Source organism: Actinomadura sp. ATCC 39365, assembly GCF_054392275.1.
This window is the reverse complement of sequence record NZ_CP184335.1, coordinates 7,394,187-7,413,023: the sequence shown is the minus strand read 5'-3', so window position 1 is coordinate 7,413,023 and position 18,837 is coordinate 7,394,187. Positions and strand designations below refer to the sequence as shown.

Annotated in this window: 19 protein-coding genes and 1 pseudogene; 15 read left to right on the top strand and 5 right to left on the bottom strand. The window is 72.3% G+C overall.

Annotation, left to right across the window (positions count from 1 at the left end; all coding sequences use genetic code 11):
* The first annotated feature begins 22 nt into the window (after window positions 1-22).
* From ACNF49_RS36150 to ACNF49_RS36140, 3 genes are read left to right on the top strand one after another with little or no spacing between them, the layout of a single operon-like run.
* Window positions 23-553, top strand: coding sequence for a DUF5666 domain-containing protein (locus tag ACNF49_RS36150; RefSeq protein ID WP_482940384.1), 531 nt, complete (start codon window positions 23-25; stop codon window positions 551-553).
* On the top strand, window positions 550-1,242 hold the full coding sequence (locus ACNF49_RS36145) for a response regulator transcription factor (protein ID WP_357969010.1): 693 nt from the start codon (window positions 550-552) through the stop codon (window positions 1,240-1,242). Before ACNF49_RS36150 ends, ACNF49_RS36145 begins: the two co-directional genes overlap by 4 nt.
* A complete protein-coding gene (locus tag ACNF49_RS36140) occupies window positions 1,239-2,717 on the top strand; it encodes a sensor histidine kinase (RefSeq protein WP_482940383.1) in 1,479 nt (492 codons plus the stop codon). Before ACNF49_RS36145 ends, ACNF49_RS36140 begins: the two co-directional genes overlap by 4 nt.
* On the opposite strand, the gene ACNF49_RS36135 is transcribed toward ACNF49_RS36140, so the two are convergent.
* On the bottom strand, window positions 2,702-4,078 hold the full coding sequence (locus ACNF49_RS36135) for an FG-GAP-like repeat-containing protein (RefSeq protein ID WP_482940382.1): 1,377 nt from the start codon (window positions 4,076-4,078) through the stop codon (window positions 2,702-2,704). The two genes, ACNF49_RS36140 and ACNF49_RS36135, sit on opposite strands and share 16 nt — an antisense overlap.
* A 136-nt stretch (window positions 4,079-4,214) precedes the next feature.
* On the opposite strand from ACNF49_RS36135, the gene ACNF49_RS36130 reads away from it, so the two are divergent.
* Entirely contained in the window at window positions 4,215-5,444 is a 1,230-nt protein-coding gene (locus ACNF49_RS36130) for a cytochrome P450 (protein ID WP_482940381.1), read from the top strand.
* On the opposite strand, the gene ACNF49_RS36125 is transcribed toward ACNF49_RS36130, so the two are convergent.
* From ACNF49_RS36125 to ACNF49_RS36115, 3 genes are all read right to left on the bottom strand, one after another.
* The gene (locus tag ACNF49_RS36125) at window positions 5,434-6,840 is read right to left on the bottom strand and encodes an MFS transporter (protein WP_357969020.1); all 1,407 of its coding nucleotides are present in this window, start codon (window positions 6,838-6,840) and stop codon (window positions 5,434-5,436) included. The genes ACNF49_RS36130 and ACNF49_RS36125 overlap by 11 nt on opposite strands.
* 56 nt (window positions 6,841-6,896) lie before the next feature.
* Complete coding sequence (locus ACNF49_RS36120; protein WP_357969653.1) at window positions 6,897-7,496, bottom strand: TetR/AcrR family transcriptional regulator; 600 nt, start codon at window positions 7,494-7,496, stop codon at window positions 6,897-6,899.
* 176 nt (window positions 7,497-7,672) lie between these two features.
* Window positions 7,673-8,461, bottom strand: a complete 789-nt coding sequence (locus ACNF49_RS36115; protein WP_498703280.1) for an urea transporter — start codon at window positions 8,459-8,461, stop codon at window positions 7,673-7,675.
* An 84-nt stretch (window positions 8,462-8,545) separates the two neighbouring features.
* Between ACNF49_RS36115 and ACNF49_RS36110 the strand changes: the two are divergent.
* From ACNF49_RS36110 to ACNF49_RS36090, 5 genes and pseudogenes are all read left to right on the top strand, one after another.
* Window positions 8,546-9,121 (top strand): annotated as a pseudogene (locus ACNF49_RS36110) (ammonium transporter); the annotation flags it as partial.
* A 161-nt stretch (window positions 9,122-9,282) separates the two neighbouring features.
* Window positions 9,283-9,411: a hypothetical protein gene (locus tag ACNF49_RS36105; RefSeq protein WP_482940379.1), complete on the top strand. Its 129-nt coding sequence runs from the start codon at window positions 9,283-9,285 to the stop codon at window positions 9,409-9,411.
* A complete protein-coding gene (locus ACNF49_RS36100) occupies window positions 9,411-9,803 on the top strand; it encodes a fluoride efflux transporter FluC (RefSeq protein ID WP_482940378.1) in 393 nt (130 codons plus the stop codon). Before ACNF49_RS36105 ends, ACNF49_RS36100 begins: the two co-directional genes overlap by 1 nt.
* A complete protein-coding gene (locus ACNF49_RS36095) occupies window positions 9,800-10,078 on the top strand; it encodes a CrcB family protein (RefSeq protein ID WP_482945634.1) in 279 nt (92 codons plus the stop codon). The genes ACNF49_RS36100 and ACNF49_RS36095 overlap by 4 nt, the downstream gene beginning before the upstream one ends.
* Before the next feature lie 22 nt (window positions 10,079-10,100).
* Window positions 10,101-12,110 (top strand): APC family permease, encoded by a 2,010-nt coding sequence (locus tag ACNF49_RS36090; protein WP_482940377.1) that lies wholly within the window; start codon window positions 10,101-10,103, stop codon window positions 12,108-12,110.
* On the opposite strand, the gene ACNF49_RS36085 is transcribed toward ACNF49_RS36090, so the two are convergent.
* Entirely contained in the window at window positions 12,094-12,744 is a 651-nt protein-coding gene (locus ACNF49_RS36085; RefSeq protein WP_357969031.1) for a biliverdin-producing heme oxygenase, read from the bottom strand. The genes ACNF49_RS36090 and ACNF49_RS36085 overlap by 17 nt on opposite strands.
* A gap of 256 nt (window positions 12,745-13,000) precedes the next feature.
* Here ACNF49_RS36085 and ACNF49_RS36080 point away from each other — a divergent pair, with 256 nt between their 5' ends.
* From ACNF49_RS36080 to ACNF49_RS36055, 6 genes are read left to right on the top strand one after another with little or no spacing between them, the layout of a single operon-like run.
* The gene (locus ACNF49_RS36080) at window positions 13,001-13,837 is read left to right on the top strand and encodes an STAS domain-containing protein (RefSeq protein WP_482940376.1); all 837 of its coding nucleotides are present in this window, start codon (window positions 13,001-13,003) and stop codon (window positions 13,835-13,837) included.
* A complete protein-coding gene (locus ACNF49_RS36075) occupies window positions 13,837-14,202 on the top strand; it encodes an STAS domain-containing protein (protein WP_221762408.1) in 366 nt (121 codons plus the stop codon). Before ACNF49_RS36080 ends, ACNF49_RS36075 begins: the two co-directional genes overlap by 1 nt.
* A gap of 8 nt (window positions 14,203-14,210) precedes the next feature.
* Window positions 14,211-14,594 (top strand): anti-sigma regulatory factor, encoded by a 384-nt coding sequence (locus ACNF49_RS36070; RefSeq protein ID WP_357969659.1) that lies wholly within the window; start codon window positions 14,211-14,213, stop codon window positions 14,592-14,594.
* Window positions 14,582-15,583, top strand: coding sequence for an ATP-binding protein (locus tag ACNF49_RS36065; RefSeq protein ID WP_482940375.1), 1,002 nt, complete (start codon window positions 14,582-14,584; stop codon window positions 15,581-15,583). The genes ACNF49_RS36070 and ACNF49_RS36065 overlap by 13 nt, the downstream gene beginning before the upstream one ends.
* On the top strand, window positions 15,570-17,252 hold the full coding sequence (locus ACNF49_RS36060; protein ID WP_357969039.1) for an ATP-binding response regulator: 1,683 nt from the start codon (window positions 15,570-15,572) through the stop codon (window positions 17,250-17,252). Before ACNF49_RS36065 ends, ACNF49_RS36060 begins: the two co-directional genes overlap by 14 nt.
* Window positions 17,245-18,837, top strand: coding sequence for a SpoIIE family protein phosphatase (locus ACNF49_RS36055; protein ID WP_357969042.1), 1,593 nt, complete (start codon window positions 17,245-17,247; stop codon window positions 18,835-18,837). Before ACNF49_RS36060 ends, ACNF49_RS36055 begins: the two co-directional genes overlap by 8 nt.

Below are 18,837 nucleotides of genomic sequence, written 5' to 3'. Positions count from 1 at the left end.
CGGCATGAGTAAGGAGAAAGACATGGACAGGCTCGACTCCTCGCCCTTCCCCGACGACCTGGGGGAGGAGCTCGCCGTCCAGCCGCGCGGGGGCGTCTCGAAGCTGACGCTCGGGCTGGCCGCCGGGGTGGTGCTGGTGGCGGGCGTGCTCATCGGGATCCAGGCGGGCAAGCTGTTCGGCACGTCCGACGCCGCGCCGGCCGCCGCGCAGCTCCGACGTACGGACGGCCCGTTCCCCGGCGGCGGCTACGGCCAGCGCGGCTACGGCGCCCAGAACGGCACCCAGAACGGCGGGCTCGGGCAGCGCATGGGCGGCGGCACGGTCGGCACCGTCGAGAAGGTCGACGGCGACAAGATCTACGTCAGGACCATGGACGGCGCCACGGTGACGGTCACCACCAGCGACCAGACCACGGTCCAGATCTCCAAGCCCGGCAAGGTCGCCGACCTGGCCGCCGGCACCACGGTCGTCGTGCGCGGGCAGCAGTCGGGTGACGGCTCGGTCACCGCGACCGCGATCACCCAGGGCACCCAGGGAGGCGGCCCGCGATGAACGCGCCCGAGGCCAGGCTGCTGGTGGTCGACGACGAGCCCAACATCAGGGAGCTGTTCTCGGCCAGCCTGCGCATGGCCGGGTTCGAGGTGCTGACCGCCGCCGACGGGCGGGAGGCGCTGCGGGTGGCCGAGGAGAGCACGCCCGACCTGGTGATGCTCGACGTGATGCTGCCCGACATCGACGGCCTGGCGGTCGCGGGAAGGCTGCGGTCCCGCGGCCGCCGGGTCCCGGTGCTGTTCGTGACCGCCAAGGACACGCCGGAGGACCGGATCACCGGTCTCGGCCTCGGCGAGGACTACGTGACCAAGCCGTTCAGCCTGGAGGAGGTCATCGCCCGGATCCGGGCGGTGCTGCGCAGGACCCGCAGGGGCGCGCCGCCGCCCCACCGGCTGAGCGTCGCCGACCTGGAGCTGGACGAGGAGAGCCACGAGGTCTGGCGCGACGGCGTCCCGGTGCGGCTGTCGCCCACGGAGTTCCGGCTGCTGCGCTACTTCATGCTGAACGTCGGCCGGGTGCTGTCCAAGACGCAGATCCTCGACCACGTCTGGAACGGCGACTGGCGCACCGACGTGGGCCTGGTCGAGTCGTACGTGTCGTACCTGCGGCGCAAGATCGACACCGGTGACCGGAAGTACCTGCACACGCTGCGCGGGGTCGGTTACATCCTGCGCCCGCCGCGCATATGAGGAAACACCTCGCCCGCGCCCCGCTCTGGCTGCGCCTGGTCTCGGCCACGCTGCTGCTGGTCACCCTCGCCATCACGGTGACCGGCCTGTTCGCCGTGCGGCTGCTGCGCGGATACCTGGTCGAGCGGGTGGACCGGCAACTGGTGGCGGCCGCCGCGCCGCGCGACCTGCCGCCGCCGCCCGAGGCGTGGCCGGCCGGGCGGCAGCCGCAGCGGTTCTTCGGGCTGTTCCACTCGGTGCTGGTGGACGCGGGCGGCGCCACCGTACGGGTGATGAGCGAGTCCACCGAGGAGCACACGCCCAGGCTGCCCCGGCTGACCGGCGCGGACGTCGCCGCGCGCGGCGGGCGGCCGTTCACCGTCGAGTCCCGCGCGCCCGGCGGGCCGGACTGGCGGGTGGTCGCCGTCCCTGGCCGCGACGGCGTCAGCCGGGTGATCGCCATCAGCCTCGGCGACGTCGAGGGCACGGTGGCCAGGCTCGCCCTCATCGTGGCCTTCGCCGGCGGCGGCACGCTGGTCGTGCTGGGCCTCGCCTGCTACTGGCTGGTACGGCGGAGCCTGCGCCCGCTGCGCGAGATCGGCCGCACCGCCAAGGACATCGCGGGCGGCGACCTGTCGCGCCGGGTGCCGATGTGGGCGAGCACCACCGAGGTCGGCAAGCTGGGCCGCTCGCTCAACGGCATGCTCGCCCAGATCGAGTCGGCGGTGCGCGAGCGGGAGGCGGCGGCCGAGTCGGCGCGCGAGTCGGCGACGGCGGCGCGGCGTTCTGAGGAGGTCATGCGCCGGTTCATGGCCGACGCCTCGCACGAGCTGCGCACGCCGCTCACCTCGATCAGGGGGTTCGCCGAGCTGTTCCGGCTGGGCGAGGAGAAGGACCTGGCCGAGGCCGTGCGGCTGCTGAGCCGGATCGAGGGGCAGGCCGCGCGCATGGGCCTGCTGGTGGAGGACATGCTGCTGCTGGCCAGGCTGGACCAGCGGCGGGAGCTGGCGCGGCGGCCGGTGGACCTGCTCAGCCTGGCCGCGACCGCCGTGATCGACGCCCAGACGCTCGCCCCCGACCGGCGGATCGAGCTGGTCCGCTCGGACGGCGGCGAGGGCGAGGTGCTGGTGACCGGCGACGAGTCGCGGCTCGGCCAGGTGGTCGGGAACCTGGTGAGCAACGCGCTGCAGCACACGCCGCCGGGGACGCCGTTCGAGGTGCGCGTCGGGGTGGACGGCGAGCGGGCCGTGGTGGAGGTGGCCGACGAGGGCCCGGGGTTCCCGCCGGAGGTGGCCGAGCGGGTGTTCGAGCGGTTCTACCGGGCCGATCCGGCGCGCGGGGTGGGCGGGGCCGGGCTGGGCCTGTCGATCGCGGCGACGCTGGTGGAGGCGCACGGCGGCGTCATCATGGCCGAGGGCGAGCCGGGCAAGGGCGCCCTGTTCCGCGTGCTGCTGCCACCCGCTGAGAGCCCGGGGCATGTTCAGCCGAAGGTGTAGCCGTACAGGCCGGTGCCCTGGGAGACCTGGCGGAGGCGGCCCAGGCGCAGGCCCGTCTCGCGGACGCCGGGGGCGTACATGACCAGGCCCTGGTCGGGGGCGGCGACCAGGAGCCCGTCCAGGGGGCGTCCGGCGGTGAGCGCGCGGTAGCGGCCGCCGCCGCCGGGCAGCGTGGCCAGCGCGGCGCCGAAGTCGCGTCCCTTGCCCTTGACCAGCAGGTTCCCCTGCCGGGTCAGGCCGCCCGACGCGCGGCCCTGGAGCACCTGGACGGCGTGCTCGCCGGGCACGCCGATGGCCAGCTCGTCCTTGCCGTCGCCGGTGAAGTCCCCGGCGGCCAGTGCCGCGCCGAACCGGTCGTAGTAGCGCGGCTCGCCCTTCAGCGAGCGCTGCGACCACGCCTCGCTGCCGTGGGTGCGCAGGCCGGCGCGCGAGCCGTACAGGACGTCCACGGTGCCGTCGCCGTAGTCCATGGCCCGCTGGTTCTCGCTGAGGCCCTCGCCGGGCACGCCGATCGCCAGGTCGTCGCGGCCGTCGCCGTTGAAGTCGCCGGTGGCCAGGGCCGCGCCGAAGGCGTCCCACTTCTCCGAGGCGCCGGCGATCCCCGGCGAGCTCTGCGTGAGCAGCCGGGCCCGGCGGGCGCGCGGGTCGAGCACGGTCACCGACCCCTGGCCGTCCAGGCGCACGCTGTCGGCGGGCGCGCCGACGGCCAGCTCGTCGCGGCCGTCGCCGTCGAAGTCGCCGGCCGTCAGCGCCGCGCCCCACTGGTCGGTGACGTTCGCCGGCTGCCGCACCCACGACGTCTTCTGGGTGATCTGGTACGCCTTGCGGCCCTTCATCCCGTAGACGGTGACCGCACCGCCCGACGCGTGGCTCGGGGAGCCCACGGCCAGCTCGTCGCGGCCGTCGCCGTCGAAGTCGCCGGCCGCCAGCGCCGCGCCGAACCGGTCGCTGCCCCGCCGGGCCGGGGCCAGCTCCTCGCCGGCGACCAGCCCGGCGGGGGAGCCGTCGAAGATCTGCACGACCCCGTTGCCGTCCGCGCCGGGCACCCGCGCCCCGGCGAACTCCTCCGACACCCCGACCGCCAGGTCGGCGCAGCGGTCGCCGTCGAAGTCGCCGACGGCCAGCGCCGAGCCGAAGGCGTCCCCGGGTTCCGCGCCGGGCTGGGTGAGCTCGACGGTCCGGCCCGAGCCGTACATGACGGTCACCGAACCGGCCCTGGAGTCGTCGTAGGGAGCGGCGACGGCGATGTCGGCGCGGCCGTCGCCGTCGAAGTCGAGGGGGTGCCCGCCGCACGCGCCGGCGGCGGAAACGGGCCCGGAGACGAGGGGGGCGACCAGGCAGGCGGCGAGCAACGCGTTCATACCGACAGTCATCTCCATCCACGTCGAACCCGGACTTAACGCCACGAGAACGGGCCAGGAGGGCACGATGCACATCCGCTTCGGAAGGGACTTTCGGCCCGTCCGGCGGGGCGTGGGAGCGTGCCAGGATAGACGGGTGGACATCGACCTCGCTGATCTGGATTTCTGGCGCAAACCGCTCAAAGAGCGGAATGAGGCATTCGCCCGGCTCCGGCAACTGGAGCACCCGGTGTTCTTCCCGGAGAAGAAGGTGCCCTTCCTCCGCTCCGGCAAGGGCTTCTACGCCCTGGTCCGGCACGCGGACGTGGTCGAGGCCAGCCGCAACGCCAAGATCTTCTCCAGCGAGCCCGCCGTCACCAACCCCGAGCCGCCGGGCTGGGTCAAGCAGGTGTTCGGCGAGTCCATGGTGAACATGGACGACCCCCGCCACGCCCGCCTGCGCCGCATCGTGACGCGCTCGTTCAGCCCCAAGATGCTGGCGGGGCTCCAGAGCGACATCCAGGCCGCCTGCGCCCGCATCGTCGACGACGTCGTCAGGGAGGGCCCGCGCGACTTCGTCACGCAGGTGGCCGCCAAGCTTCCCATCCACGTCATCTGCGACATGCTCGACATCCCGCAGGAGCTGCGCGCCAAGGTCCACCAGCACGTCGACATCTCCACCGCCTACACCGGCGTGCGTCCCAGCCTGGCCCGCAGCGTCCAGATGGCCGGCCAGAACATGCTGGCCCTGCTGGCCCTGCAGCGCATGGTCATCAAGCTCGGCCACGAGCGCGTCGCCGAGCCCAAGGGCGACCTGGTCTCGCTCCTGGTCAACGCCAACCCCGACGGCGAGAAGCTGACCGACAAGGAGCTGGGCTCGTTCTTCTCGCTGCTGCTGGTGGCCGGCAACGAGACCGCCCGCAACACCATGGCCCACGGCATCCGGCTGCTCACCGAGAACCCGGCCCAGCGCGAGCTGCTGACCTCCGACTTCGACGCCCACATCAACGGCGCGATCGAGGAGATGGTCCGCTACGTCTCGCCCATCATGCAGTTCCGCCGCACGGTCACAGAAGACTGCACGCTGCGCGGGCTGGAGCTGAAGCAGGGCGACAAGGTCGTGCTGTTCTACGGCTCGGCCAACCGCGACGAGTCGGTCTTCCCCGACCCCGACACCTTCGACATCACCCGCGACACCAAGCCCCACGTCGGGTTCGGCGGGCCGGGCCCGCACTTCTGCCTCGGCGCCAACCTGGCCAGGCAGGAGATGCGCACCATGTTCCGGGAGCTGCTGACCCGGCTGCCCGGCGTGCGCTCGGTCGGCGAGCCCGAGCTGCTGCTGTCGAACTTCGACAACAGCGTGCGCAGTCAGGCGTTCACGTACTAGCCGTCTCCGGCTCCCCGGCCAGCACGTTCGTCCTGATGGTGAGGAACGTGATGGCCGCGGCGACCGCCATCATGACGGCGCTGATCAGCATGGCCGCCCGGAACCCGGCGTTGAACACCGGCGGGTTCTCGAACGCGTCGCCCACCAGGCCGACCAGCGGCGGCACGGCGGCCACCGCCAGCAGGCTCCCGGTGCGGGCCACGGCGTTGTTGACGCCGCTGGCCGTGCCGGCGTAGCGCTCGTCGGCCGTGGCCAGCACCGTCGCGGTCAGCGGCGCGACGGCCGCCGACAGGCCGAGCCCGAAGACCGTCACCGCGGGCAGCACCAGCAGCGGGTAGGAGGCGTGCGGGCCGATCATGCTCATCAGCACGAACCCGGCCCCCGCCAGCAGGATCCCGATCGTCATCGGCCAGCGCGGCCCGAACCGCCGGGCCGTCTCCCCGGCCCGCGACGACAGCAGCATCATCAGGATCGTGGTCGGCAACATCGACAGCCCGGCCGCGATCGGCGAGAACCCGGACACCACCTGGAGCTGGATCACCAGCAGGAAGAACACCACACCCATGGCGGCGTACATGATGAGCGTGACGACGTTGACCGCCGTGAAGACGTGGTTCCTGAAGATGGCGACCGGCACCAGCGCCTGCGGCGATCTGCGCCGCTCGGTCACCACGAACGCCGCCCCGAGCAGCGCCCCCGCGATCAGCGGCACCGGCGCGCCCTTCTCGATCAGCCCGTACGTGATCCCGGCCAGCGCCAGCGCGGCCAGCATCGAGCCCAGGACGTCGAACCGCCCGGCCGCCTGCTCGTCACGGCTCTCCGGCACGTGCCGCAGCGTCACCAGCACCACGATCAGCGCGAACGGCAGGTTGATCAGAAACGCCCACCGCCAGCCGGCCGTCTGCACCAGCCAGCCGCCCAGCAGCGGCCCGATCGCGCTGGCCACACCGCCCAGTCCGGACCACACCCCGACGGCCCGCGGCCGGTCCTGCTTGACGAACGACGCCTGGATGATGGCCAGCGACCCCGGGGTGAGCAGCGCGCCGCCGATGCCCTGCAACGCGCGTGCCCCGATCAGGAACTCGATGTTCGGCGACAGGCCGCACAGCGCCGAGGCCACGGCGAACCACACCGTGCCGATCAGGAAGATCTTGCGCCGCCCGTAGCGGTCCCCCAGCGAGCCGCCCAGCAGGATCAGGCCCGCCAGGGTGAGGGTGTAGGCGTTGACGGTCCACTGCAGGCCGTCCATGGCCGCGTTCAGCTCCCTGCCGAGGAACGGCAGCGCGACGTTGACCACGGTGCTGTCGAGCAGGGCCAGGCCGGAGCCGAGCACGGTCGCACTCAGGATCCACCGCCCTCGCGCCGACTTCACCTGGACGTGACCGTTCTGTCCCATCCGTCAATCTTGTCACCGGCCCCGGCGGACTTCGGCGGCCACCCCGGCGTTCGGCCCTACGGGCGGGCGCCGAGGGCCCGGAGCACGAAACCCGACACGGCCTGCTCGGCCGTCTCGACCGTGACCTCGCCGCTGATCAGCGGCACCCGCTCGGCCCCGATGACGGCCAGCACCATCCGCGCCGTCGCGCCCACCTCGGGCACCTGGAAGTCGCCCGCCCGCACGCCGTCGTCGAGGATCCCCACCAGCACCCGCTGCATGGGCGCGACGTGCTCGGCGAGCTGCTGGTAGGCGTCGGGCCCGAGCGCCGCGCCGAGGTCGGCCGCGCCCGGGTGGGGGTGGGCCAGCAGCCCCGCGAGCTGTAGCCGGACGAAGGCCCGCAACCGGTCGGCGGGCGAGGCCCCCTCGGGCAGCTCCCGCTCGTAGCTCTCGATGAAGTAGCTGGTGACGCGCTCGGTGAAGGCCAGCAGCAGCGCGGCCTTGTCGGGGAAGTAGTTGTACAGGACCGTGCGGGTGATGCCGGCCTCGTGGGCCACGTCCGTCAGGGAGATGGCGTCGATGCCCTGGGCCCTGGACAGGCGCGAGACGGCCTGCAGGATGCGGTCGCGCGTCTGGGCGCGATGCTCGCCGATCGTGGCGGCCGAGATGCGGGGCATAGGCCCATGGTAGGCCGGATCGCCGCCGGCGCACCCGTGACCGTCCCCGCGAGACCCGCGCCGTGGCGGGCCGGGCTCAGGGTTTGCGCCGGTCCGGGGCCGGGTGGCCGGTGACGGCGCGCCGGGCGAGGTCCCACAGGCGGTCCAGGGCGGCGAGGACGGGCGCGACTCCGGCCCTAGCAGCCTGACCCAGGCGCCCGCCCCGTTCGGCAGCGTGCCGGCCCCGCCCGCCGGCCCGCCGCCTCCGCCAGTGCCGGCGCGAACAGGTAGCCGACGAACGCCGTCAGCACGGTCGTCGCCACCACGCCGGCCAGGGCGTACAGCAGGCCGAGGACGGTCGGCACGACGAACGCGCAGCACAGCGCGATGCCGGTGAGCACCGCGTTGTAGCCGTACAGGCCGGCGCCGATGTCGGCCGCGGGCGCGCCGAGCAGCACGGCCACCAGGATCCCGACGGCGCCGGCGGCCAGCGCCGCCCCCGCCACCCGCCACCCGGCGAACGCCAGGCCGATCAGGAAGATCAGGCCGACGTACCACTTGCCCTGGAAGAACACCTGGCCGACGCCGTTCAGCAGCCCCTGCCACAGGTCGGCGAACGTCACCGTGGTCCCCGGGGACGTCGCCGACGGCGGCGCCGCCAGGACGTGCCCGCGCCAGACCCGCTCGTGGGCCGGGCCGCCGACCGCCATGATCGTGGCCACCGCGCAGAACGGCACGGTGAGCCCCGGCAGGTCGTGCGGCCCGAGCAGCGTCCTGAGCGCCGACGTCAGGACGCTGCCCATGATCGCGCCGACGACGACCAGCAGCAGCGTGATCCACCGGGCCTGGCCCGCCTGTCTCTCTCGCCGGGACCGGGGTGGACGAGCGGCAACATTCCCGCGCGGCCGGCGGGCCACGCGGCGGCGGTTCGATGGACATTCTTTGCGAAAGCCGTCGAGCACTAAGAGCGCCTCAACAATGCACATGCCCGGCAAAGGCGCTTGACCAGGGAGTTTTGCCCTCGGTTCGCCCGATCATCTCTGTCTGGGGACAGGAAGGGAGGCCGGGCGATGCCGCCAGGGCTCAACACCGGGGATTCGGCCTGGGTGCTCGTGAGCGCCGCCATGGTGCTGCTCATGACGCCCGGACCGGCCTTCTTCTACGGCGGCATGGTCCGTGCCCAGAACGGCGCCGGGGTGATCGGCTTCGGGGACCTGCGCTTCGCCGACATCACGCCCACGATGCTGCACGGCCGCGTCCCCACCTACGCCTTCGCGCTGTTCCAGCTCACCTTCGCCATCATCACGGTGGCCCTGATCAGCGGCTCGGTCGCCGGCCGGAGGACCCGGCTCGGACCGTGGATCGTGTTCTCCGTCGTCTGGGTGACGCTGGTGTACTTCCCGATCGCGCACTGGGTGTTCGACCGGCAGGGCTGGATCAGCCGGTGGGGCGTGCTCGACTTCGCCGGCGGCCTGGTGGTCGAGCTGAACTCGGGCATGGCCGACGGTGGCATCGCGGTCAACGCCTTCCTGACCACCATGATCGCCGGGGCCGCCGGGACGCTGACCTGGCTCGTCCTGGAGCGGTTGCGGCACCGGCACCTCACCCGGCTCGGCCCGGCCACCGGCGCGCTGGCCGGGCTGGTGGCCATCACGCCCTCGTGCGCCTTCGTCAACGCCGAGGGCGCCCTGGTCGTCGGCACGGCCCTCGTCGGCCTGCTGGCGACCGGCGTCAGCGCCACCAGGACCAAGGGCCTGCTCTACGGCGGCCCGATCAAGGTGCTGCTCAAGCGCTCGCCGCGATCGTCGTGGTCGGCCTCTGCTCCTTCGTCGTCACCTACCTCATCGGCCGCGTCGTGGACCGGCTGTGCCGGATGCGCGAGAGCGAGGCCGAACAGCTCGCCGGCACCGACGCGCAGCTCGGGCCGGAGGACTGATGGCCGTCACCCGGCATCCGGCCCGCGCCCTCGTCCTGATCGGGGTGGGCGGCGGCGTCGGCGCGGTCGCCCGCCACCTGCTCACCCAGACCCTGATGGGCGCCGACCACCCGCTGCCCTGGCCCACGCTGGCGGTCAACGTCCTCGGCTGCCTGCTGACGGGCCTGCTCACCGGCGAGCTGACCCGCCACCCGCTGCACCGCATGCCGGTCAAGGCGCTGCTCGGCACCGGCTTCCTGGGCGGCTTCACCACCTTCTCGCACCTGGTGGACGGCGTCCGGGAGCTCACCGTGGGCGGCGCGGCCGGCTGGGCGGTGCTCTACCTCGTGCTCAGCGTCGTCCTGGGCCTGCCGGCCGTCTGGGCGGGCCTGCGGCTGGGCGGCCGCCGATGATCCTAGTGCTGGCCGTCAACGTCATCGGCTCGGCCGTGCTCGGCGTCCTGATGGGCATCGCCTCCCGCGGCTCCCTGCCGCCGGTCGTGTTGTCGCTGGTCGGCACCGGGTTCTGCGGCGCGCTCACCACGTTCAGCACCTTCAGCACCGACACCTGGAAGATGCCGGCCGCCGGGTCCACCGGCCGGGCTCTGGCCAACATCGCCATGAACCTGGTGCTCGGCCTGGCCGTCGTCAGCCTCGGCTACCTGCTCGGCAGGGCGATCGCCGGCTGACCGGAAGGAGGCGGGAACGCCGATGACCACCGCCTCCCCGTGGGAGCGGGCCAAGCGGGCCCTGGTCGGCCGGCCGCTGCGGACCAAGCACCTGGAACGGCAGCTCCTGCCCAAACGGCTGGCGCTGCCCGTCTTCTGCAGCGACCCGATCTCGTCGGTGGCGTACGCGACCGAACAGATCATCATGGCCCTCACCCTGGGCGGCCTCGCCCTGCTGCACGTGACCGGCTGGATCGCCCTGGCCATCGTGGCCATGCTGATCATCATCATCGTGTCCTACCGGCAGACCTGCTACGCCTACCCGGGCGGCGGCGGCGCGTACGTCGTCAGCCGGGAGAACCTGGGCGTCAACGCCAGCCTGGTCGCCGCCGCCGCGCTGCTGGTCGACTACGTGCTGACCGTCGCCGTCTCCGTCGCCGCGGGGGTGGACGCCATCACCTCCTACGCGCCCGGCCTGGAGCGCTGGTCGGCGCCGCTGAGCGTGGCCTGCGTCGCGCTGCTCACCCTGGTCAACCTGCGCGGCACCCGCGAGTCCGGCCGCGGGTTCGCGGTGCCCACCTACGCCTTCATCGCCGCGGTCTACCTGATGTTCCTGGTCGCCGCCTGGCGGCTGCTGACCGGCGAGCATCCCCGCGCGGTCAGCGCCGACTTCACCATCGAGCCGCTCTACCAGCCCGTCGGCTTCATCGCCGTCTTCCTGGTGCTGCGCGCGTTCGCCTCCGGCTGCACGGCGCTGACCGGGGTGGAGGCGGTCAGCAACGGCGTGCCCGCCTTCCGCCGGCCCAAGAGCAGGAACGCGGCGAACACCCTGGCGATCATGGGCGCGCTGTCGGTCACCATGTTCTCCGGCATCACCGTGCTGGCCCTGCTCACCCACGTGCGGATGACCGACCCCGACCACCCCGGCCGGCTCGCCGGGATGCCCGCCGGGTACGTCGAGCCCACCGCCCTGGCCCAGATCGGCGACGCCGTCCTCGGCCGCGGCGTCCTGTACGCCTTCCTCCAGGCCAGCACCGCGGCGATCCTGATCATGGCGGCCAACACCGCCTACAACGGCTTCCCCATGCTGGCCTCGATCCTGTCCGCCGACTCCTACCTGTCCAGGCAGCTGCACAAGCGCGGCGACCGGCTGGTCTTCAGCAACGGCATCCTGCTGCTCGCGACGGCCGCGGCCGTGCTGCTCGTCGTCTTCGACGCCAACAGCTCACGGCTCATCCAGCTCTACATCATCGGCGTCTTCATCTCCTTCACGCTGAGCCAGGCCGGCATGGTGCGGCACTGGCAGCGGACCGTCCCGCGCTCGCCCGGCGTGCGGCGGCGCCAGGCCGTCAACGCGATCGGCGCGACGGTGACCGCCGCCGTCCTGGTGATCGTGCTGGTCACCAAGTTCGCGAACGGCGCCTGGCTGGTCTGCCTGGCCATCCCGGGGCTGTTCGCGCTCATGAAGGGCATCAGACGGCACTACGACCAGGTACGGGCGGCCACCACACCGGACACGCCCGTCGAGCTGCCCGGCGGCGCCCATGCCATGGTGCTGGTCTCCCGGCTGGGCAGCCCCGCGCTCCAGGCGGTCGCCTACGCCGCGGCCACCCGCCCGGCCGGTCTGGAGGCCGTGCACGTGTGCACCGACGAGGAGACGACCCGCGAACTGCGCGAGGGCTGGGAGCACTACGCCCCCTCCTCCGTGCCGCTGAGGATGATCGAGGCGCCCTACCGGACCGCCGTGGGCCCGATCCTGCGGCACGTACGCGACCGGCTGGCCCTGCACCCCGACCAGATCGTGACCGTCTACATCGTCGACTACGTCACCGGCCGCTGGTGGGAGCCGGCCCTGCACAACCGGCTGACCGCCCGGCTGCGGGACCGGCTGCTGCTGCTCCCCGGCGTCATGGTCACCCTGGTGCCCTACCGGCTGGCCTCGGGCGAAGACCGCGCCGAGCGCCCGCCGCGGCTGCCCACGCGCCTCGCCGTCCTGGCCCGGCAGCCGGACGGCGACGACGACCGGGCGCAGGCGGCTACGCCGCGGCCCTGACGACGTGCATGAGCTCGGCCAGGACCTCGGTGTTGAGCTGGTAGGCCAGCCGCACCTCGCCGATGATCCGCTGCCGCTCGCGCTCGTCGAGCTGCGCGCCGAGGGCGTCGAGCCGGGCGCGGTACTCGGTCTTGAACCGCGGCAGGCTGCCCACCTCGTCGAAGATGTAGAAGTCGACGCCGCCGCCGGCCTGGTAGCCGAAGATCTTCTGCAGTTCCATGCGGATGAACTGACCGCCCGACAGGTCGCCGAGGTAACGGGTGTAGTGGTGGGCGACGTAGCCGCCGGGCCAGTCGGTCATCTGGTGGATGCGGGCCTGGAGGGTCCGGGTGGCCTTGGAGGGGGCGACGCGCTCGCGCCAGGCGGGGCCGTAGATGGTGGCCAGGTCGCGTTCCAGGGCGGGCTCGCGGTACAGCTCGGGGAAGACGAAACGGCCGGCGACCGGGTGGGCGGCCAGCTCCTTGGAGACGCCGTCGAGCGCGAGGTAGGCGAAGTAGTGCTGGGCGACCATCTCGCCGTACTCGTGCTCGTTCAACCGGCCGCCCATCAGCTCGGCGAGGTAGCCCTCGGACTCGGCCGACTCGTGGTCGCCCCAGGTGGCGGCCCTCAAGGTCTCGGAGAACGACGTCGTCACAGCACTTCCCCAACTCGTGCGAATGTTTCTGACACAGTGTCACAACCCTGGGGAGGCTCCGTCAAGGCGATGGCGACAGCATGTCAGCAAAACTCGCCTCCGCCGTTCATCTACCCAGGAAGGCGGGACTCAAGGGGGCATGCCTGGCGGGGACGTCCGTCGCGCACTGTGGTGGACGTCAAACGGTCCGCTACCTGGAAAAATCGCTCTAACATACGTTGACACCGTCACTCGCCAGTCAACCCAGGAGTGATCCTTGACCGTCCATGCCGACGTCGCCAGGCGACGCATCGAAGAGCTGCTCCGTGAGCACGAGGAGCAGGTCCTCGCCCGTTGGGTGCAGCTCGCCAAGGCCCCGTCGGGAGAGCTCCTCGACATTTACCGGGCCCTGCGGTCCGCGCTCGATCAGGGCATGGGAGACCTCGCCGACGTCAGGGGCCTGCTCACCGAGCTCTCCCGCACCCGCGCCCGCGCGGGCCACGCGCCCGCCGACACCGCCCGCGCCGTCTTCGGTCTCAAGGAGGCCCTGTACGAGGTCGTGGAGGCCGATGGCGAGCCCGAGGCCCTGCGCGGCTTCATCTGGTTCTCCCGGCTCATCGACGACCTGGGCCTGCTCACCTTCGAGACGTTCTCCGACGCCCGCGAGAAGATCATCCTGGACCAGGCCGAGCAGCTGCTCGAACTGTCCACCCCGGTGGTCAAGCTCTGGGAGGGCATCGTCGCCGTGCCGCTGATCGGCACCCTCGACTCCGCCAGGACCCAGGTCGTGATGGAGAAGCTGCTGCAGACCCTGGTCGACACCGGCGCCGAGCACGCTGTGATCGACATCACCGGTGTGCCCGCCGTGGACACCCAGGTGGCCCAGCACCTCCTCAAGACCGTGGTGGCCGCCAGGCTGATGGGCGCCGAGTGCGTCATCTCCGGCATCCGCCCGCAGATCGCGCACACCATCGTCACGCTCGGCATCGAGTTCGGCGACATCGTCACCAAGGCGTCGCTGGCCGACGCCCTCGCCCACGCCTTCAGGCGCAGCGGCGTGCAGGTGAGCCAGGCGAAGCACGCCCGCATCGCCGTCCGGGCGGAGGGCGCCTGATGGACCGGGTGCCCGTACTCAAGCTCGGCGACATCCTGATCGTGTCCATCCAGATCGACCTGGAGGACCAGAGCGTGCTGGCCCTCCAGGAGGACCTGGCCGAGCGGGTCGTCGCCACCGGGGCCAGAGGCGTGATCATCGACATCACCGCGGTGGAGATCGTCGACTCCTTCATCGGCCGCATGCTGGCCACCATCGCCACCATGTGCCGCATGCTGGACGCCCAGACCGTGGTCGTCGGCATGCGTCCCGCGGTGGCGATCACCCTGGTGGAGCTGGGCCTGTCGCTGGGCGGCGTGCGCACGGCGCTGAACCTGGAGAAGGGAGTGGCGCTCCTCGACCACGTCAGGGGCGCCGCCACGTGACCGAGACGATGACGATCGCGGGCAGTGCGGACGTCGTGGTGGTCCGGCAGATCGTGCGGACCCTCGCGATCGAGGCCGGGCTCTCCCTCGTGGACCAGACCAAGATCGTCACGGCGGCCAGCGAGCTGGCCCGCAACGCGCTCGTCTACGCCGGTGGCGGGGACGTGCGCATCGATCTCGTGGAGAACGGCAGGAAGCGGGGCCTGAAGCTGGTCTTCAGCGACGAGGGCCCCGGCATCCCCGACCTCGACAAGGCGCTCACCGACGGCTTCACCACCGGTGGCGGCATGGGCCTCGGCCTCGGCGGCTCCCGCCGGCTGGTCGACGAGTTCGACCTGCTCTCCGCCCCCGGGAAGGGCACGACCGTGACGGTGACCAAATGGGCGAGGTGAGCCCGGCCTGGGTGCGCGCCGAGGACCCGAGCGCCGTCGGCGCCGTCCGGCGGCGGGCGGTCGAGCTGGCCGAGGCGGCCGGCTTCGACACCACCCGCACCGGGCAGACGGCCGTGGCCGTCAGCGAGGCCGTCTCCAACCTGGTCAAGCATGCCGTGGAGGGCGTCGTCCTGGTCCGGCCGCACCCCGAGGCCCCGGCCAGCGTGGAGCTCGTCGCGGTGGACAAGGGCCCCGGCATGGCCGACGTGGCCCGCGCCCTGCGCGACGGCTACTCAACCTCCGGCACGCTCGGCATCGGGATGGGGGCCATCGCCCGCATCGCCACCGGATACGACGTTCACTCGGTGCCCGGCATGGGCACTGTGCTCGTCATGCATTTCACCGCCGAGAACACGCCCGGTCCCGCGATGCGCGCCAGCGGCCTGACCCGGCCGATCGGCGACGAGGTGAGCTGCGGTGACGGCTACGCCATCGCCGAGAACGGCGAGAGCACCACGGTGCTGCTGTGCGACGGCCTCGGCCACGGCCACATCGCCGCCATCGCCGCGCAGACCGCCGTCGAGCTGTTCGCGCAGGTCCAGGACCAGGAGCCGCTGTCGATCCTGGAACACCTGCACCGGGGGCTGAGCGGCACCCGCGGCGGCGCCGTCGCGGTCGCCCGGGTCGGCCGGGACACCGTCACCTACGCCGGGCTGGGCAACGTCTCCGGCTGGGTCGCCGACGCCGGCGGCCGGCAGGGCATGATCTCGCTGCCCGGCATCGCCGGCCACCAGGGACGCACCCTTCGCCAGTACGAGTACAAGATCCCCCCGTACGCCACCGTCGTGATGCACTCCGACGGCCTGACCGACCGATGGGACCCCGGGAACGTGCCGGGGCTGTTCGCGCGCACCCCCGCGGTCATCGCCGCGGGCCTGCTGCGCGAGGCGGGCAGCAGGCGTGACGACGCCTGCGTGGTGACGGTGAGGCCCGGCAATGGCGGCGACTGAGCTCATCAGGGTCAGGCTCGACACCGACCAGGACGTCTTCGTCCTGCGCCGCCTCGGCCGGGCCGCCGCCGAGCTGGTCGGGCTGGAGTCCCAGGACCAGATCAGGGTCGCCACCGCCCTCAGCGAGGTGGGCAGGGAGGCCTTCGGCAAGGGCGCCGCCGCCGTGATCACCCTCGGCCACGACGTGCTGCTGATCACCATCCGCCACACCAGGCCGTCCGGTTTGGACCGCTCCGAAGGCGTGACGCTGGCCGGCCGGCTCGTCGACGACATCGCCCACGGCGACGGCCACATCACGATCACCAAGCGGCTGCGGCCGCGGGTGAGCGCCGTCCCGCTGGAGGCCATCCGCGCCGACCTCGCCAAGCTGGCCCCGATCAGCGCGCTGGAGGAGCTGCGCGAGCAGAACAGGGAACTGGCCGAGACCCTGGAGGACGTGCTGCGGCTCAACTCCGAGCTGCAGGAGACCAACACCGGCGTGCTGGCCATGTACAACCAGCTATCGGCCGAGCTGGAGGAGACCAACAGGGGAGTCGTCGCCCTGTACGCCGAGCTGGACGAGAAGTCCGCCCAGCTCCGCGAGACGATCGAGGCCCGCAACCGCTTCTGGGCCACCGTCAGCCACGAGCTGCGCACCCCGCTGAACTCCGTCATCGGCCTGGTCCGGCTGCTGACCGGCCAGGGCGGCGAGCCGCTGACCGAGGAGCAGGCCCACCAGATCGGGCTGATCGGCGACTCGGCGCAGACGCTGCTCGAACTCGTCAGCGAGCTGCTCGACATGGCCAAGGCCGAGTCCGGCCGCCTGGACCCGCAGCCCACGCTGGTCAACCTGGCGCGGATGGCCGGGCAGCTGCACGTCACGATGCGGCCGACCAGCGAGCGCGCCGGCGTGACGCTGAGCCACGAGATCACGCCGGAGGCCACCGAGCTGTACGCCGACGAGAGCATGTTGCTGCGAATTCTCCGCAATTTGCTGTCGAACGCGCTCAAATTCACTCAAAGCGGGCAGGTAGTGCTGGCCGCGCATGCCGACGAAGCCAAGAGCGAGATCGTCATCACGGTCACGGACAGCGGCATCGGCATCTCGGAGGAACACTTGAGTCGCGTGTTCGAGGACTTCTACCAGGTTCCCGGCTCGCTGCAGGTCAGGGCGAGGGGCACCGGCCTCGGCCTGCCGTACGCGCGCAGGCTCGCCGAGGCGCTGGGCGGCACGCTGGAGCTGACCAGCACGCCGGGCGACGGCACCACCGCCACGCTGCGGCTGCCGCACCAGAGCGGCACGCCCGAGGTGCAGCGCGTGCTGATCGCCGACGACGACGAGGTCTTCCGCGCCAGCGCCCGCCGCATGCTCTACGGCTTCACCGTCCACGTGGACGAGGCCGCCGACGGCGCCGCCGCGCTCGAGGTCATGGCCGCCTCCCCGCCCGACGTGATCCTGGTCGACCTGCTCATGCCCCGCGTGGACGGCCACGTGCTGCTGCACCAGATGGCCGAGGACGAGCGGCTGAGCGACATCCCGGTCGTCATCGTGACCATCGCCCCGCAACACGCCCCCGGCAACCGGCCGGTACTGTCCAAGCACGGGCTGCGCAGGGAACAACTCCTGCAGGCCATCCGCAGCGCCCGCCAGGGCGAGAACGGCGGTGCTGGAGAGGACCAGGATGTCTGAGTCCGCACGCGTGCTGGTGGTGGACGACACCCCCACCAAGCGCTACATCCTGTCGAGCTGGCTACGACGGGCCGGGCACCAGGTGCTGGAGGCCAGGGGCGGCGAGGAGGCACTCGGCATGCTCGCCGCCAACCAGGTCGACCTGGTCGTCCTCGACGTCCGCCTGCCCGACATCAACGGCTACGAGGTCTGCGAGCTGATCAAGGCCAATCCGGCCACCGCCTCCATCCCCGTCATCCAGGTGTCGGCCAACGCGATCACCCCCGCCGACCGCACCGAGGGGCTGGAACGCGGCGCCGACGCCTACCTGAGCGAGCCCATCGAGCCCACCGAGTTCGCCGCGACCGTCGAGGCCATGTTGCGCTACTACCGGGCGCGCTGGCGGGCCGAGCTGATGGCCGAGCGCCTGGCCAAGCTCGCCGAGGTGACGTTGCGGATGAACGAGGCCGAGACGTTCGACGAGCTGCTGACCGTGGCCGTCGAGGGCACCGCCGAGGTGCTCGGCCGCTACAGCGGCACGCTCGCCATGCTGCCCGACGGGCGGGTCCGGCGCTTCCGCGCCCGTCCCGGCGAGCCGGCCGGCGGCGCCCAGCCCGCCGCCTCCGACGTGCTGGAACGCCTGTCCGAGCGGACGCTGAAGGACGCCGCCAGGGCCCGGGTGTTCACCCTGGCCACCAGCGAGTGGGCGGGCCTGCTGCCCGACGTGCGCGCCGAGCACTCCACCACCGGCGTGCTCTGCCGTACCAAGAACTCCCCGTCGCCGGTCTACCTGGGCGTCGAGGCGGTCTCGCCGCTCGACGCCGACGAGGTGAACCTGCTGCGCCAGCTCGGCCAGGAGTTGGCCCTGGCGCTGGGCGCGCTGCGCGCCTACACCGAGGAGCACGACATCGCGCTGACCCTGCAGCGCAGCCTGCTGCCCAGCCGCATCCCCGAGGTGCCGGGCCTGCAGGTCGCGCTGCGCTACCAGCCCGCCGTGGACAACGTCGAGGTCGGCGGCGACTTCTACGAGGTGCTGCAGGTCGACGGACGCGTCCTGGTCGCCGTCGGCGACGTGGAGGGCCACTCCCTGCACGCCGCGACCGTCATGGCCGAGGTGCGCCACGCCCTGCGCGCCTCGCTCATCGCCCAGGTGGACCTGAGCGCCTCCCTCGACCTGCTCAACCAGATGATGCGGCGCTACCACCGGGGCCTGACCGCCACCGTGTGCCTGATGCTCATCGACCCGGCCACCGGCGAGATCGAGCTGGCCAACGCCGGGCACATGCCGCCGCTGTTCGCCGGGCCCGGCAGCTCGTACCACACGCTGGGCAACCTGCTGCTCGGCGCGGTGCCCGAGCGGTACCAGGTCGACCGGCTCAAGCTGCCGCCCGGCGGCACGATGATGTTGTTCACCGACGGCCTGCTGGAGGACCGGCACATCCTGCTCGACGACAGCATGGAGAAGGCCAGGCAGCTCGCCGAGACCGTCGAGGACGACCTGGAGGAGTTCGCCGAACGCATGCTGGGGGCGTTCGGGGCGCGCGAGGACGACGTGGCGCTCGTCGTCGTCCGCCGCACCCTCGACGCGGACTCCGCCGGCGCCTGA